The organism is Actinoplanes sp. NPDC051405 (assembly GCF_055586185.1).
Map to the genome: position 1 here is coordinate 96,511 of NZ_JBVJIR010000024.1, position 14,161 is coordinate 110,671.

At 72.8% G+C, this 14,161-nt stretch carries 14 protein-coding genes; 5 read left to right on the forward strand and 9 right to left on the reverse strand.

The annotated features are described in order from the left end of the window. Nucleotides 1-34: 34 nt before the first annotated feature. Both ACZ6S4_RS39050 and ACZ6S4_RS39055 read left to right on the forward strand, forming a co-directional pair. Nucleotides 35-316 (forward strand): F0F1 ATP synthase subunit epsilon, encoded by a 282-nt coding sequence (locus ACZ6S4_RS39050; RefSeq protein ID WP_212994031.1) that lies wholly within the window; start codon nucleotides 35-37, stop codon nucleotides 314-316. Between the two features lie 8 nt (nucleotides 317-324). Further along, complete coding sequence (locus ACZ6S4_RS39055) at nucleotides 325-792, forward strand: DUF2550 domain-containing protein (RefSeq protein ID WP_465479723.1); 468 nt, start codon at nucleotides 325-327, stop codon at nucleotides 790-792. A gap of 1,194 nt (nucleotides 793-1,986) precedes the next feature. On the opposite strand, the gene ACZ6S4_RS39060 is transcribed toward ACZ6S4_RS39055, so the two are convergent. Together ACZ6S4_RS39060 and ACZ6S4_RS39065 are read right to left on the reverse strand one after the other, a co-directional pair. Continuing rightward, on the reverse strand, nucleotides 1,987-2,400 hold the full coding sequence (locus ACZ6S4_RS39060; RefSeq protein ID WP_465479724.1) for a VOC family protein: 414 nt from the start codon (nucleotides 2,398-2,400) through the stop codon (nucleotides 1,987-1,989). Beyond that, the gene (locus ACZ6S4_RS39065; RefSeq protein ID WP_465479725.1) at nucleotides 2,376-2,948 is read right to left on the reverse strand and encodes a cob(I)yrinic acid a,c-diamide adenosyltransferase; all 573 of its coding nucleotides are present in this window, start codon (nucleotides 2,946-2,948) and stop codon (nucleotides 2,376-2,378) included. Before ACZ6S4_RS39065 ends, ACZ6S4_RS39060 begins: the two co-directional genes overlap by 25 nt. A 40-nt stretch (nucleotides 2,949-2,988) precedes the next feature. Here ACZ6S4_RS39065 and murA point away from each other — a divergent pair, with 40 nt between their 5' ends. Together murA and ACZ6S4_RS39075 are read left to right on the forward strand one after the other, a co-directional pair. Then, entirely contained in the window at nucleotides 2,989-4,275 is a 1,287-nt protein-coding gene (murA, locus tag ACZ6S4_RS39070; RefSeq protein ID WP_465479774.1) for a UDP-N-acetylglucosamine 1-carboxyvinyltransferase, read from the forward strand. An 83-nt stretch (nucleotides 4,276-4,358) separates the two neighbouring features. After that, nucleotides 4,359-5,633 (forward strand): ATP-binding protein, encoded by a 1,275-nt coding sequence (locus tag ACZ6S4_RS39075; protein ID WP_465479726.1) that lies wholly within the window; start codon nucleotides 4,359-4,361, stop codon nucleotides 5,631-5,633. A gap of 29 nt (nucleotides 5,634-5,662) precedes the next feature. On the opposite strand, the gene ACZ6S4_RS39080 is transcribed toward ACZ6S4_RS39075, so the two are convergent. Next, nucleotides 5,663-6,019 (reverse strand): hypothetical protein, encoded by a 357-nt coding sequence (locus ACZ6S4_RS39080; RefSeq protein WP_360550254.1) that lies wholly within the window; start codon nucleotides 6,017-6,019, stop codon nucleotides 5,663-5,665. A 124-nt stretch (nucleotides 6,020-6,143) separates the two neighbouring features. Here ACZ6S4_RS39080 and ACZ6S4_RS39085 point away from each other — a divergent pair, with 124 nt between their 5' ends. Then, entirely contained in the window at nucleotides 6,144-6,992 is an 849-nt protein-coding gene (locus ACZ6S4_RS39085) for a 3-hydroxyacyl-CoA dehydrogenase family protein (protein ID WP_465479727.1), read from the forward strand. Here the strand turns inward: ACZ6S4_RS39085 and ACZ6S4_RS39090 are convergent. The 6 genes from ACZ6S4_RS39090 to ACZ6S4_RS39115 form a co-directional block, all read right to left on the reverse strand. Beyond that, nucleotides 6,989-7,771: an ABC transporter permease gene (locus ACZ6S4_RS39090; protein ID WP_465479728.1), complete on the reverse strand. Its 783-nt coding sequence runs from the start codon at nucleotides 7,769-7,771 to the stop codon at nucleotides 6,989-6,991. The two genes, ACZ6S4_RS39085 and ACZ6S4_RS39090, sit on opposite strands and share 4 nt — an antisense overlap. Further along, entirely contained in the window at nucleotides 7,768-8,646 is an 879-nt protein-coding gene (locus ACZ6S4_RS39095) for an ABC transporter ATP-binding protein (RefSeq protein ID WP_465479729.1), read from the reverse strand. The genes ACZ6S4_RS39090 and ACZ6S4_RS39095 overlap by 4 nt, the downstream gene beginning before the upstream one ends. A 23-nt stretch (nucleotides 8,647-8,669) precedes the next feature. Beyond that, the gene (locus ACZ6S4_RS39100) at nucleotides 8,670-9,407 is read right to left on the reverse strand and encodes a hypothetical protein (protein WP_465479730.1); all 738 of its coding nucleotides are present in this window, start codon (nucleotides 9,405-9,407) and stop codon (nucleotides 8,670-8,672) included. Then, entirely contained in the window at nucleotides 9,394-12,027 is a 2,634-nt protein-coding gene (locus ACZ6S4_RS39105) for an FtsK/SpoIIIE domain-containing protein (protein ID WP_465479731.1), read from the reverse strand. The genes ACZ6S4_RS39100 and ACZ6S4_RS39105 overlap by 14 nt, the downstream gene beginning before the upstream one ends. A gap of 85 nt (nucleotides 12,028-12,112) precedes the next feature. Continuing rightward, a complete protein-coding gene (locus tag ACZ6S4_RS39110) occupies nucleotides 12,113-13,468 on the reverse strand; it encodes a hypothetical protein (RefSeq protein ID WP_465479732.1) in 1,356 nt (451 codons plus the stop codon). A gap of 8 nt (nucleotides 13,469-13,476) precedes the next feature. Beyond that, nucleotides 13,477-14,103: a DUF4126 domain-containing protein gene (locus tag ACZ6S4_RS39115; protein ID WP_465479733.1), complete on the reverse strand. Its 627-nt coding sequence runs from the start codon at nucleotides 14,101-14,103 to the stop codon at nucleotides 13,477-13,479. Nucleotides 14,104-14,161 lie beyond the last annotated feature (58 nt).

Sequence of the window (14,161 nt, forward strand, 5' to 3'; positions counted from 1 at the left end):
GGAAAACCGAGGCAACGTCGTAAGGAGAGACAGCGTGGCCAACCAGCTGCACGTACAGGTCGTCGCCGTCGAGGAGAAGGTCTGGTCCGGCGACGCCGAGATGGTCGTCGCCCGCACCACCGAGGGCGAGCTCGGCGTCCTGCCCGGTCACTCGCCGCTGCTGGGCCTGCTCAAGGAGCCCTCCCAGGTGCGGGTCAAGCTCGCCGGCGGCGAGCAGCTGACATACGACGTAGCAGGCGGCTTCCTCTCCGTCGACGCGAACGGCGTGACCGTCCTCGCCGAGAGCGCCACCCCCGCCACTCCCGACGCGCACTGACGCCGACGATGCGGGTTCTGGAGGTCATCGGAATCTGCGTCGTCGCGCTGCTCGTCGTCCTGCTCGCGATCTTCCTCCGCCGCCGGCTGCTCATGGCCGGCGGCGGCACCATCCGGCTCCAGGTACGGGTCAGCACGATGGTGCCGGGCCGCGGCTGGTCCTCGGGGATCGGTCAGTTCGTCGCTGACGAACTCCGCTTCCACCGCATGTTCAGCTTCGGCATCCGCCCGAAACGCGTGCTGAACCGCCGCACCCTCTCCGTCGGCTGCCGCCGCCTGCCGGCCGGCCCGGAACGCCTGACCATGCCGGGGCACTGGGTCATCCTGCTCTGCACCACAGGCAGCAACGAGCTCGAGATCGCCATGGCCGAGTCCACGGTGACCGGCTTCCTCTCCTGGCTGGAAGCGGGCCCGCCGGGCCAACCCGGATCCGTGGCCCCCCGCCCGACAATCACCCCCCGCCCCGCCGAACGCTGAGGCCCCTCTTCCGGCACGCATCTCAAGACCTTTTTCGGTACGCGTCTCGCCGCGACCAACCGCAACACCGACTCGAGTGTCGCAACGTATGAGGCCGCGGCCGGTCCCGGCCGAGGGATCCGCCGCCGGGCGGTTCCGGGGGTCTGCCGCCGGGCGGTTCGCCCCTTCCTGACAGCCCGCGGGCGTCTGCGCAGCGGGCGCGGCGCTGGCGGTGGCGAACAGGGCGAAACTGCAAGCGCGGCGGCTTCGGCCGGGCGGCGGCGTGCCCACTGCTGTCGTTCGCCCAGCCGGCTGTCTGGCCTCGCTCGGGCCGCAGCCCGCACCCACGCTGCCGACGCCGTCGGCGCCTCGGCGGGTAGGTGGGTCGCTCCGACCGCCCGGCAACTCCGGCCGGGCGGCGGCGTGCGCTGCTGTCGTTCGCCAGGCCGGCCATTGGGCGTCGCACGGGCCGGAGCCCGCACCCACGTAGGCCGAGCCCGTCGGCCCGTTGCCCGCTGGTCCGCCGCCCGTCCGTCCGCCGCTCACTGGCCCGTCGCCCGCTGGCCCGTCGCTCGCTGCCCGCGGCCCACCGCTCGTTGGCCTCATGGCCCGCCGGCCGCTGGCCCACCGCCCGCCCACCGCACGCTGGCCCGTCGCCCGTCGCCCGTCGCCCGTCGCCCGTCGCCCGTCGCCCGCTGCCCGTCGCCCGCTGGCCCGCCGGTCGCTGGCCCGCCGGCCCGGCCGTTGGCCCGCGCGTCGCCCGCTGCCCGTCGCCCGCTGGCCCGCCGGTCGCTGGCCCGCCGGCCCGGCCGTTGGCCCGCCCGCCGCCCGCCGCCCGCCGCCCGCTGCCCGTCACCCGCTGGCACGCCGGCCCACCGCACGCCGGCCCACCGCACGCCGGCCCACCGCACGCCGGCCCACCGGCCGCTGGCCCGCTGGCCCGCGTCCGCTGGCCCGCGTCCGCTGGCCCGCCGCCCGCCCGTCCGCCGCTCGCTGGCCCGCTGCCAGCCGGCCACCGCACGCGGGTCCGCCGGCACGTCGCGCGTCGGCCCGCCGACCCTCGGCGGAACGACCGGACCGCCCGGCAGCAGATCCCACGGCCTGGACCCGGCACGGGCCCGAAGCTGCGGGGACGTCAGCCCCGGTGATGCGGTTGGGCACCCCGAGACGCGTAGCCGTGAATCCCGTATTTGAAGTAGCCGTGAATCTGAGAATTTAAGAGGGCGGCCCAGAACAGAGCTCCACCTCATACCCCCAGGCATCCTCCAGGTAGGCCGCGTAGCTCTCCGGCCCGCCCGCGTGCGGATGGCGGTCGGCGAACATCAGTGACCAGCCGCGCGCCGGTGCCGCCTCGGTGAGCCGGTCCACCTCGGCCTCACCCGCCACCGTGAAGGCCAGGTGGTTCAGGCCGGGCGCCCGCCGGTCGTGCGCGGTGCCGGACAGCGCCGGGGACTGCTCCAGCACCAGATACACATCTTCGTGCCGCCATGAGCGGCCCTTCGGCCATTCCTGGTACGGCTGCCAGCCCAGCTGACCGAGCAGCCATCCCCAGGGTCCCAGCGCGCCCGTCAGATCGGGCACCCACAGCTCGACGTGGTGCAGGGTCAAGAGACCCCGCCCGGCACCCACTTCACGTCGCCGCCCGGGTTGGCCGTGCGGCCCAGGATGAACAGCAGGTCGGAGAGCCGGTTCAGGTATTTCGCCGGCAGCAGTGACGTGCGCTCCTTGTCCACCTCGTAGAGCGCCCAGGCCGAGCGTTCCGCGCGGCGGGCGACCGTACGCGCCACGTGCAGCAGCGCCGCCCCCGGCGTGCCGCCCGGCAGGACGAAGGAGTCGAGCTCCGGCAGCTGCTCGTTGTATTCGTCGCACCAGCCCTCGAGCCGGGTCACGTACGCCTCGGTGATCCGCAGCGGCGGGTACGGCGGGTCCTCCGCCAGCGGGTTGCACAGGTCGGCGCCCACATCGAACAGATCGTTCTGCACCGCGGTGAGCACGCTCTTCACGTCCGGGGCGAGCGCTCCCAGCGCGAGCGCCACCCCGATCGCGGCGTTGCACTCGTCGGCGTCCGCGTACGCGACGACCCGGGGATCGGTCTTCGCGGCCACCTCGTTGTTGCCCAGGCGGGTCGAACCGGCGTCGCCGGTGCGGGTGTAAATGCGGGTGAGATGCACGGCCATGCCCCCCACCCTACGGAGGCGGGTGGGCGCGACCCATACGATGGCCCGCGTGGATGTGATCAGAGTCAAGGGTGGCGCCCGTCTGTCCGGCGACGTCACAGTCGGCGGTGCGAAGAACTCCGCGCTCAAGCTCATGGCGGTCGCCCTGCTCGCCGAGGGCCGCAGTGTGGTGGCCAACGTCCCGCGCATCACCGACGTGGCGATCATGGCCGAGGTGCTGCGCCGGCTGGGCTGCGAGGTGTCGCTCGCCAACGGCGAGGCGACCATCGACGTGCCCGCCGAGCCCGGCAGCGAGACCGACTACGACCTGGTGCGCCGGCTGCGCGCGTCCATCTGTGTGCTGGGCCCGTTGCTGGCCCGCCGCGGCTACGTACGGGTTGCGCACCCGGGCGGCGACGCGATCGGCTCCCGCGGGCTGGACATGCACGTCGCCGGCCTGGCCCGGATGGGCGCGGAGATCTCCGGCGAGCACGGCTTCGTGATCGCCTCGGCGCCCGGCGGCCTGCACGGCGGCAAGATCTGGCTGGACTTCCCCAGCGTCGGCGCGACCGAGAACCTGCTGATGGCCGCGGTCCTGGCCAAGGGCGTCACGGAGATCGACAACGCGGCCCGCGAGCCGGAGATCGTCGACATCTGCGACATGCTGACCGCGATGGGCGCGCAGATCGACGGCGCCGGCACCTCCACCCTGACCGTCGAGGGCGTCGAGGCGCTCAAGCCGGTGCGGCACACCACGGTGGGCGACCGGATCGTCGGCGGCACCTGGGCGTTCGGCGCGGCCATGACCCGCGGCGACGTCACCGTGCACGGCGTCCGGCCCGAATACCTGGCGATCGCCCTGGACAAGCTGGTCTCGGCGGGCGCGGTGGTCGAGCCGGGCGACAACCAGTTCCGGGTACGCATGGACGACCGCCCGAAGGCCGTCGACATCGTGACCCTGCCGTACCCGGGCTTCGCCACGGACCTGCTGCCGATGGCGATCGGGCTGGCCGCGGTGAGCGCGGGCTCCTCGCTGATCACCGAGAACATCTTCGACGGCCGGTTCATGTTCGTGAACGAGATGGTCCGGCTGGGCGCCGACATCCGTACCGACGGCCACCACGCGGTGGTCAACGGCCGCGAGCGTCTCTCCGGCGCGCCGGTCCGGGCCACCGACATCCGGGCGGGTGCGGGGCTGGTCATCGCCGGCCTGTGCGCGGACGGCATCACCGAGGTCGGCGAGGTGCACCACATCGACCGCGGCTACCCGGACTTCGTGTCGGACCTGGCCAACCTGGGCGTGGACGTCGAGCGCGCGGTGGTCACCGAGCCGACGTTCGACTTCTGATTTCGCCGATTCTTGGTGTGAACGGTAGGCCGAACGATGTGTGAGAGGTAGTGCAGCAACGTGATGCGGGGTAGCGTTGTGCGGTGCTGCCATACCAGACCCGGATCGTCGATCAAGAGCTCGATGACTTGCTCATCGGCCTGCCGGCCATCAGCCTCGAGGGGCCCAAGGGCGTAGGAAAGACCGCCACAGCGCAACGGCGCGCCACGACTGTTCTGGCTCTGGATGACGCCGCTCAGCGTGAGCTTCTAAGGGCGGATCCGCAGCGACTCGACCGCGCGTCCGGTCTGGTGCTCGTCGATGAATGGCAGCGGGAGCCGGCAGTCTGGGACGCCGTACGTCGCAGCGTTGACCGCGATCCCTCACCGGCTCGGTTCCTCCTGACCGGCAGTGCGACGCCCACGTCAGCACCGACCCACTCCGGAGCCGGACGTATCGTTCAGCTCCGGATGCGGCCGATGAGCATCGCCGAGCGAGCCCTGGCCACACCGACGGTGGGGCTCGGCGATCTGCTCAGCGGGCGACGACCGCAGGTAGGCGGGAGTTCTCCTCTCAGCGTGGTCGACTACGCCGAAGAGATAGTCCGTTCCGGGTTTCCTGCCGTCCGTCAACTGCCGCCGCGCGCCCGGCGCGCGCAACTCGACGGCTACCTCGCCCGTATCGTCGAACGAGACTTCCCTGAGCAGGGTCATTTGGTACGTCGACCCGATACGCTGCGCGGCTGGCTGGCCGCATATGCGGCCGCCTCGGCGACCACCACCTCATACAACGCCATCCTGGACGCAGCCACGCCGGGCGAGAGCAACAAGCCCGCCAAGACCACGACGACCGCCTACCGCGACGTGCTGTCGCAGTTGTGGCTACTCGATCCCGTCCCCGGTTGGTTGCCGAGTCGCAGCGCCTTCAGCAGGCTGGGTGCAGCCCCGAAACATCACTTGGCCGATCCGGCGCTCGCCGCCCGGTTGCTGGGCGTGGACGTGCCCGCTCTCCTGGACGATTCGGCACCGGGATCAACGATGCGGCGGCCCGGGCCGCTGCTGGGCGCCTTGTTCGAGTCGCTGGTCACTCTCAGCGTGCGGGTGTACGCGCAGGCTGCCGAAGCGACGATCCATCACCTTCGGACCTGGGACAGTCGACACGAGGTCGACCTCATCGTTCAACGCGCCGATCAACGGGTCGTGGCCTTCGAGGTCAAGCTGGCGCCGTCCGTGAGTGACGATGACGTCGCGCACTTGAGCTGGCTACGCCGGCAGCTCGGCGATGATCTGCTTGACGCAGTCGTCATCACGACCGGACTTGAGGCTTATCGTCGCGCGGACGGAGTCGCCGTCGTCCCTCTTGGCCTGCTCGGTCCATGACGTCACTGGTGGGGATGTCGTCAGGTCTCTCAGAGCGCCGGGGAGCCGCCGACGAGCCGGCGGGCCTCGTCCACTTCCTCCGGGAAGACCAGCACCAGGAGCCGGCCGTCCGGGCGTACCGCCGAGGTCGAGCGGATGCCCGCGGCCGCCAGCAGGGTGCGGATCTCCTCGGCGATGTCCGGGTCGTCGGTCGCCGCGGCCGGGCACAGCAGGCCGTAGTCCTCGGCCTCGCCGAAGATGGCCAGGCCCGCGTACAGCTCGCGGAGCGGGTCCTCGCGGGCCTGCGTCCACTGCAGGCCCATCCGCCAGAAGATCGCGCCGAGGAAACCGACGAGGGCGACGGCGATGAACGGCCCGAGGAGGTACCAGCCGTCGCTTGGTGGCATGGGCACAGTCTGGCACCGGCGACGGGGGATTTCCCAGGATTTGCCCCGATCGAGGCCCTGAGCGTTCGTTAAGCACGGCGGCTAGGCTGTCGGCGTTACCTCAACGTCGAGAAGGAGAGCACACATGGCGGGTCGACTCGCGGTCATCGGCTCCGGTCTGATGGGTTCGGGCATCGCCCAGGTGGCGGCCCAGGCCGGCTGGCAGGTCACCCTGCGGGACCTGGACGAGGCCTCGCTGGCCCGGGGCGTGGCGGCGATCCGGGAGTCCCTGGGCCGTTTCGCGACCAAGGGCAAGATCTCGGCGGAGGACGCCGAGGCGGCGGTCGCCCGGATCACCACCACCACCGAGCTCGACGCGATGGCCGACGCGGACGTGGTGGTCGAGGCGATCTTCGAGAAGCTGGAGGCCAAGCACGAGGTCTTCCGCGCGCTGGACAAGATCTGCAAGCCCGGCGCGGTGCTCGGCACCAACACCTCGGCCATCCCGATCACCCAGATCGCGGCGGTCACCTCGCGGCCGGAGTCGGTTGTGGGCATCCACTTCTTCTCGCCGGTGCCGATGATGAAGCTGGTCGAGCTGGTCCGCGGCTTCCAGACCTCGGACGACACGATGGCCAGTGCGCGCAACTTCGCCGAGGAGGTCGGCAAGACCTGCGTCGAGGTCAAGCGGGACGTGGCCGGCTTCGTCTCCAACCGGCTCTTCTCCGCGTTGCTGGTCGAGGCGATCAAGCTGGTCGAGACCGGCGTGGTGTCGGCGGCCGACCTGGACACGGTGATGAAGCTCGGCTTCGGGCACGCCATGGGCCCGCTGGCCACCGTCGACCTGACCGGCCTGGACGTCATGCTCAACGCGGCGTCGAACATCTACCGCGACACCGCGGACGAGAAGTTCTTCCCGCCCGAACTGCTGCAGCGCATGGTCACTGCCGGCGATCTCGGTCGCAAGACCGGTAAGGGTTTCTACACCTATTAGCCGTCGCGCTTGGTGGTCCATCGGAACGTGGTCAGACACAGGACGAGGGCCACCAGGCACCACACCCCCAGCACCAGGGCGACCATCGGCAGGTCGTAGGAGCCGCCGGGCTCGCGCGGGCCGAAGGACTCCGGCAGGAAGACCGAGCGCAGACCCTGGCACATCCACTTCAGCGGGAAGATCGACGCGACGTTCTGCATCCAGCCCGGCAGGCTGGTGAAGACGAAGAACACCCCGGAGATGAACTGCAGGATCAGCGCGACCGGGGTGACCACGGCGGGCGCGCTGCGACCGGTACGCGCCAGCGACGAGAACGCCACCCCGCAGAGCGTGCACGCGGTGATGCCCAGCGCCGACACCCACAGGAACGTCAGCCACTTGGCCCCGGTGTCCGGCAGGTCCAGGTCGAACAGCAGCGTCGCCACGGTCAGCAGGATGACGGTCTCCAGCACCGCGATGAACGCCACCATCAGCACCTTGCCGGCGAAGTAGACCCAGCGTGGCATCGGCGTGCCGAGCAGCCGCTTGAGCACACCGCGGTCGCGTTCCTGCGGGATCTGGATGGCCAGCGCCTGGAAGCCGGCCGTCATCAGCCCGGTGGCGATCATGCCGGTGACGAAGTACTGGGTGAACTTGACGCCGTTGCCGATCTCGCCGGAGAAGATCGAGCCGAAGACCAGGATGAGGATCGCCGGGAAGGCGAGCGTGAACATCACCTGCTCGCGGCTGCGCAGGAACTGCCGGATCTCCAGCACACCCTGCCGCAGGCCCAGGTTCATGCCCTCGCTCCGATCATGGTCAGATAGATGTCCTCGAGCGTCGGCCGGGTCACGGTCAGGCCCGGCACCTCGCCGTCGAAGCGCGCGGCCAGGTCGGCCACCAGCGCCGTCGGCGTCGCGCTCTCCGCGCGTTCCCAGACCCCTTCGGGGGTACGCCAGGAGACGGTGGCCAGGGCGGAGTCCCGGTTGCCGAGCTCGCGGGGCGTGTCCACCGCGATGAGCCGGCCGGCCGTGATGACCCCGACCCGGTCGGCCAGGGTTTCCGCCTCCTCCAGGTAGTGCGTGGTCAGCACGATCGTGGTCCCGCCCCGGGCCAGGTCCCGGATCAGCGCCCAGAACTCGCGCCGGGCCTGGGGGTCGAAGCCGGTGGTGGGCTCGTCCAGGAAGAGCAGCTCGGGCCGGCCGATGATGCCCAGCGCCACGTCGAGGCGGCGCTTCTGACCGCCGGAGAGGGTGTGCGTGCGGGCCCGCGCCTTGGTGGACAGGCCGACCCGCTCGATCACCGCGGCCGGGTCGTCGGGGGCGGGGTAGAAGCGGGCGAAGTGGGTGACGACCTCGCCCACGGTCAGCTCGTCGAACTCGCCGGTGCCCTGCAGCACGATGCCGACCCGCTCGCGCCAGCGGCGGACGGCCGGATCCGTGCGGGTGCCCCGGCCGTGCACCACGGCCGGGTCGACACCGAGCACGCGCACCTGCCCGCCGTCGCGCCGGCGGTAGCCCTCGAGGATCTCCACCGTGGTCGTCTTGCCCGCCCCGTTCGGGCCGAGCAGCGCGAAGATCTCGCCGCGCCGGACCGTGAGATCGAGGCCGTCCACGGCGGCGGTGTCACCGTAGAGCTTGCGCAGACCATTGACCTCGATCGCGGTCTCTTCCATAGGCAGAGACCATACGGGGCAGGTCAGCGGGAGGACGCGAAGGTCACCGAGAGGACGGTCGCGGCGAGCATCCCGCCGATCAGCGTCAGCCCGATCCCGCCGATGTCGAGCCGGGACCGCAGCTTGCGGTGGGCGAGGGCGGCGGCCACCGGTACGCCCGCGGACGGCGCGACCACGAACGCCAGCCAGCCCAGCCCGCGCAGCACGGCACCGCCCGGGATCCCCGTCCCCCCGAAGGTCACCAGCCCGGCCGCGACCAGCCCGCACAGCCCGGCCACCAGCGCGCCCAGCAGCGGCAGCAGCGGCAGGGACCAGCGCGGCAGCGACCGGCGCAGCGGCGGGCGCACGGTCACGTCGATCCGCTCGGCCGCCCGGGCGAGCAGCGTCCGGGCCGACTGCCGCGGCGCCGGCAGGGCCGAACCGGAGTCCGGCCCGCTCTCCAGCGCGGTACGCGGCAGCGCCTCGATGGACAGTGGCTCGGGCACCTCACCCAGCGCCCGTACCCGCATGCCCGGAGCCCGCCGCAGCTGCTCCCACAGCCGGGCCGCCTCCCGGTCCACGTCGAGCACCTGGGCCGCCGCGGCACCGGCCCAGCGATCGGCCGAGATCGCGTCGCCCTCGGCCCGGGCCAGTTCCCCGGCGGCCTGCGCGGCACTGGTCTGGTACGCCTGCTCGGCGTCCGCCAGAGCCGCGTCCCGCCGCCGGGCGACGTCGGCGAGCGCGCTCATCATCAACTGGTAGTCGCGGTCACGTGTGGTCACTGTTCACCTCGTACGGGATGATCACTTCCGGATGGCGGTGCACCGAGCGGTCGAAGAACAGCGCCCGGCGGGCGCGGGGATACCAGACCGGACCGCCGGGCTGGGGTGAGAGCGGGCTGAGCTCGGGGCCCTGCACGTCGAGCGCGACCCACGCGCCGATGGTGTCCAGCCGGGCGCCGGGGCCGCCGAGATCGTCGCGCAGCCGGGGCACGGACCGCCACCAGCCCAGCACGTGGATGCGCTGCTCGGGCCCGTCGGTCAGCAGGGCCCGCCAGCGGTCCCGGTAGGACGCTCCGGCCGCGTCCAGGGCGTAGCCGAGGACGTAGTGCGGGATGCCGTCCGGCGCCAGGACGTCGAAGAACTGGTCGAGGTCGCCGCTGCCGTACCAGTCGGCCTGGGGCAGTTCGGCGACGAGCCGGGCAGCCGGGCGTTCCGCGCCCGGTTCCAGGCAGACGACGCTGAAGCGGGCCGGCCCCTGCGCGGCCAGCGAGAGCGCGGCCGCGGCAAGCACGTCACAGGCCTCATCGGTACGGGTGCCGAGCACAGCCAGGTTGCGCCCGGGCATCCGGCCGAGCCGCAGCCGCGCGGGGCGGGCAGCCACGTCGATCCGCTCGCCCAGCACCGCCCCCGGGGACGAGCCGATGTCGCCGCCCGACTGCGCCACCCGCCCGGTGGGCCGGTACGCCTGCGGCAACCGGGGCACCGCGTCCCCGTCGAACAGCCGGGGCGGTACGCAGGTGTCCGGCCGCCGGTGCCAGAGCTTGCGTTGCAGCGTCCGCCAGGTCTGCCGGTCGCCGGCGTCGGGCAACCGGACGATGTGGTTGGCGCCGGCCGCGCCGGAGTCGGCGTTGACGACCGCGTGGAAGCGGGGGATGACGGCCGCGGCCAGGTTGGTGTCCGCCAGGATCCGCCGGGCCTTGGGCAGCGCGATGCGCAACGTGAACTGTCCGATCAGGCCGGAGCGGCCCCACAGCGCCTCGATGCCGGAGACGTCCTGGCTGGCCAGCACGAGGTGGATGCCCTGCGAGCGGCCGCGCCGGGCCAGATCCTCCAGCAGGGTCACGGCCTCCTCGGCGACCGCGTCCCGCCCGGCCAGCAGCACCTGGAACTCGTCGATGACGGCGACGATCCGCGGCCAGTGCCCGGCCGGGTCCTCGGCGCGCAGCTCGGCCAGCTTGGAGGCCTCGTGGCGCTTGGCCGCCTGGGCCCGGGTCCGCAGCTCCTCGCCCAGGTGGCGCAGCAGGGCCAGGCCGAACTCCCGGTCGCCGTTGACGTTGATGCCGGCCAGGCGCACCTGGGGCAGCCAGCTGGGGTCGCGCGGGCCCGCGGCGAACCGGGCGAACGACACGCCCTCCTTGAAATCGAGCAGGTAGAAGGCGAGTTCCTCGGGGCCGTACCGGGCGGCCAGCGCGCCGATCCAGGCGTAGATCAGGTTGGTCTTGCCGGAGCCGGACGGGCCGCCGATCAGCGCGTGCGGCGGATCGTCGCCGAGCGGCACCGAGATCAGCGAGCCGTCCGTGCTGTCCCCGATCGGCGCGCTCAGGCCGTGCGCGGACGACTCCAGCCAGAGCTTCTCCGGTTCCAGGTCGGCGAAGCGGGCGGGCGGCGGGCCCTGGCGCAGCTTCTCGGCCGTGGCCCGGCAGAATCCGGCGATCCGGTCCGGGGGCGGGGCCGCGTCGAGCCGTACGGTGAGGTCGCCGATGGTGTCGCAGGTGGCGGTCTCGCCGTGCACCTCGATGCGTTCCACCGTGGGATGCGGCGCGAGCTCCAGGCCCCGGACGACCAGGTGCACGCCGCAGGCCACCCCGGTGCGGGCGATCCGGTCCAGCTGGGCGCGCTGGTCGGGGCTCAGCTCGGCGTCCGCGAGCAGCACGATGATCCGCCACGGTTCCGGGCGCGGGCCGGTCGTGGCGGCGATGAGCTCGGCGAGGGAGGCGTACTCGCCGGCCAGGACGGTCTCGTTGACCCGGCAGATCTGCTCCACCAGGTCGTCGAGCACCGCGCCGAGCCCGCCGGGACCGATGAAGGACAGCAGGCCGGCGTTGCCCAGCGGCGCGAACGCGGCCAGCGTCCCCCCGAGCTGCTCGGGGTCGTAGACAGTGAGCCGGACGTCGCCGGGCCGGGTGGTGCCGAGCGCGCGCAGCAGCAGGCCCGAGATGACGCCGTCCACGGCCTCCCGGTCGCCGGCCAGGTTGATGTGGGCGTGGTCGAGCAGCGGCACCAGGGCGGGCAGGCGGCGCTCGCCGTCGCCCGGGTCGTAGCCGATGGTGCCGATCCGCAGCAGCCCCGGGCGGGTGACCCGGTCCGGCTCGGTGGGCGTCCAGTAGCGCCACGCGGTGCCGGCGGCGCCGGAGGCGTACAGGGCGGCGAGCGATTCGACGTTGCGGGTCAGCGAGCCGGCCTCGCTGCGGGTCCGGCGCAGGATGTCCTCCCGGGCCGCCTCCCGCGCCTCGGCCAGCTGGGCCAGGCAGGTGGAGTACGCGTCCCGGATCAGCTGTTTGCGGCGCAGCGCCTCACTGCGGGCCGACTCGGCGGCGGCCAGCACGGCCCGGGCGGTGCCGCGCGCTTCGGCCAGCTCCTGCCGGACGACGGCGACCAGTGCGTTGCGGTGGCTACCCACTGCACCCCCCGGATTCCAAGATGGGGGATTTTAACCAGTTTGGGGTGCTTGTCTGCTTCAGGCGGCGCGTGTCGCCACCGAAGCGTCACCGCACGGGTTGCCGGCGCGCGCTCGCTCCCGCCCCGGTCAGCCAGCGTGGGTCGGTGCTCACCAGGTCCCGCCAGAGCTGCGCGGCGACCATGGCGGCCCCCTCGGCCTGCCACCGGCGCAGCGAGCGCCGGGGCACGTACCGGCGGAACCAGTCAACGGCCCGCCGGGCGTCCCGGTCCAGGCCCTCCGGCTGCGGGCCCCGCTGGTACGGCCGCAGCCCCATGACGGTGCAGTAGTGCAGCGCGTTGAAGAACCGCCACTCCTCGGTCGTGCCGAACACCCCGGACGGCTTGAGCCGGGCCACGTGCTCGCTCAGCACCGCCTGCAGCTCGGCCGCCCGGACCAGCGGCTGATCGGCCACCCCGGGCCCGCGCGCGGCCAGCCGGCGGTCCACCGTGGGCAGCTCGACCAGCGGGTTGCGCAGCAGCCGGCCCACGTCGCCGAAGTCCTCCAGCGCGCGGCGGGTCAGCCGGCGGAACTCGTCGGCGTCGAGGGCGAGCATCTGGTGCCGTTCCCGGCGCCGGGGCAGCGCCTCGGCGGCCCGGTACAGCGGGCCGCGGGTGAGCCGCAGCCGGTCGTCGGTGAGGAAGGCGAGCCGGTCCAGCCCCGCGCGCAGCTCCCCGGCCAGCCCCACCGCGCTCAGCACCATCGCCACCAGCACGAACTGCAGCACGGCCACTGTGTCCAAGCCGGGCGCGGCCAGCATGGTCAGCGCCGCCGGACCACCGCAGAGCAGCACGGCGAGCGTCGCGGCCAGCAGGGACCGGCGCAGGTCGGGCAGGAGGCGCTCACCGGCCTCCACGGCGTCGGCCACGGCCACCAGGTAGCCCATCACCAGCAGGTCGAGGCCGATCGCGGCGATCACCAGCGCGGGCGGGCCCACCTCGATCGGACCCAGCACCACGATGAGCCCGAGGCTGTAGAGGATGGCGGCGGCGGTCAGCGCGGTGGGCAGCGAGGCCGGGCGTACCCGCTCGCGGTAGCGCAGCAGCAGCACCAGGCCGCCGGCCAGCGGGGCCAGGGCGACCAGCTTGCCCACGTCCGGCAGCGCCGCGGCCAGCACCAGGAACACCAGCGCGGCGACCGGCCAGCCGCGGTTGACCAGCCGGTGCTCGGGCGCGCTCGGCGGCAGCAGCCCCACCGCCACCCCGGCCCAGCACAGGGCCGGCACGCAGAGCAGCACCTGGGCGAGCCCGGAGCCCGGCTGCACCGTCCAGGCGGCCACCGCGACCGCGTACGCCACCAGCGCCCCCGCCGCGCGCCACAGCAAGGCTCGGGTGGGATCACGCCCCACCAGGTAGCAACCGAGCCACCAGGTCAGGGCGAAGGCTGGTACGGCGATCGCGGCCACCGCAGCAGTCAACCAAACAGACGCCGGGTCCCGACACCCTCAACCGGGCGCTGTTCCCGCTTGCGCCGCCGGCGCCGCCTGATCACCCACCAGCCGCCGAGCGCCAGCAGCGCGAGTCCGAGCAGGACCAGCACCGGCAACAGGATCGCCAGCAGCGACAGCACGACGCTGCCGAAATCCTCGGCGGTGCTGGCCACGGGCGCGCCGACGCCGGCCGTGGTGGCGTTCACCACCGGCCGGGAGGCGGCCTTGACCCCGTGCACGCAGAGCGCGATCACGACGCCGGCGGCCACCGGCACCCATTGGTGCGAGCCGAAGAAGGCGCCCGGGTCCGACACGGTGACCGTCTCGGACGACGACCCGGCCCCGAACGCCAGCCCGCCCGCGGTCGGCCGGACCACGGTCTGCACGATGTCGTTGACGTGGTCCACCACGGGGATCTTGTCGGCGACCACCTCCACCGCGAGGAGCAGGGCGAGGATGGCGACGACCCAGCCGTTGGAGAGCCACTGCCAGCCGCTGGGCAGGTTGATGGCGTCGGTGTAGCGGGCCAGCAGACCCATGGTGAGCAGGGGGATGTAGGCATTCAGACCGGCGGATGCCGCCAGGCCGGTACCGGTGAGCGCTTCGAGCACACCATCAGCATGGCACCGCCGCGCTTGCCCGGCAGGGCACGGAGGCTACCCTCGTCGG

Excerpts from the sequence above, each read along its gene's own strand:
- ACZ6S4_RS39080 (WP_360550254.1), bottom strand. The coding sequence starts at position 6,019 with ATGCCACCAAGCGACGGCTGGTACCTCCTCGGGCCGTTCATCGCCGTC.
- ACZ6S4_RS39095 (WP_465479729.1), bottom strand. The coding sequence starts at position 8,646 with ATGGAAGAGACCGCGATCGAGGTCAATGGTCTGCGCAAGCTCTACGGT.
- ACZ6S4_RS39055 (WP_465479723.1), top strand. The coding sequence starts at position 325 with ATGCGGGTTCTGGAGGTCATCGGAATCTGCGTCGTCGCGCTGCTCGTC.
- ACZ6S4_RS39065 (WP_465479725.1), bottom strand. The coding sequence starts at position 2,948 with ATGGCCGTGCATCTCACCCGCATTTACACCCGCACCGGCGACGCCGGT.
- ACZ6S4_RS39090 (WP_465479728.1), bottom strand. The coding sequence starts at position 7,771 with ATGAACCTGGGCCTGCGGCAGGGTGTGCTGGAGATCCGGCAGTTCCTG.
- ACZ6S4_RS39085 (WP_465479727.1), top strand. The coding sequence starts at position 6,144 with ATGGCGGGTCGACTCGCGGTCATCGGCTCCGGTCTGATGGGTTCGGGC.
- murA (WP_465479774.1), top strand. The coding sequence starts at position 2,989 with ATGGCCCGCGTGGATGTGATCAGAGTCAAGGGTGGCGCCCGTCTGTCC.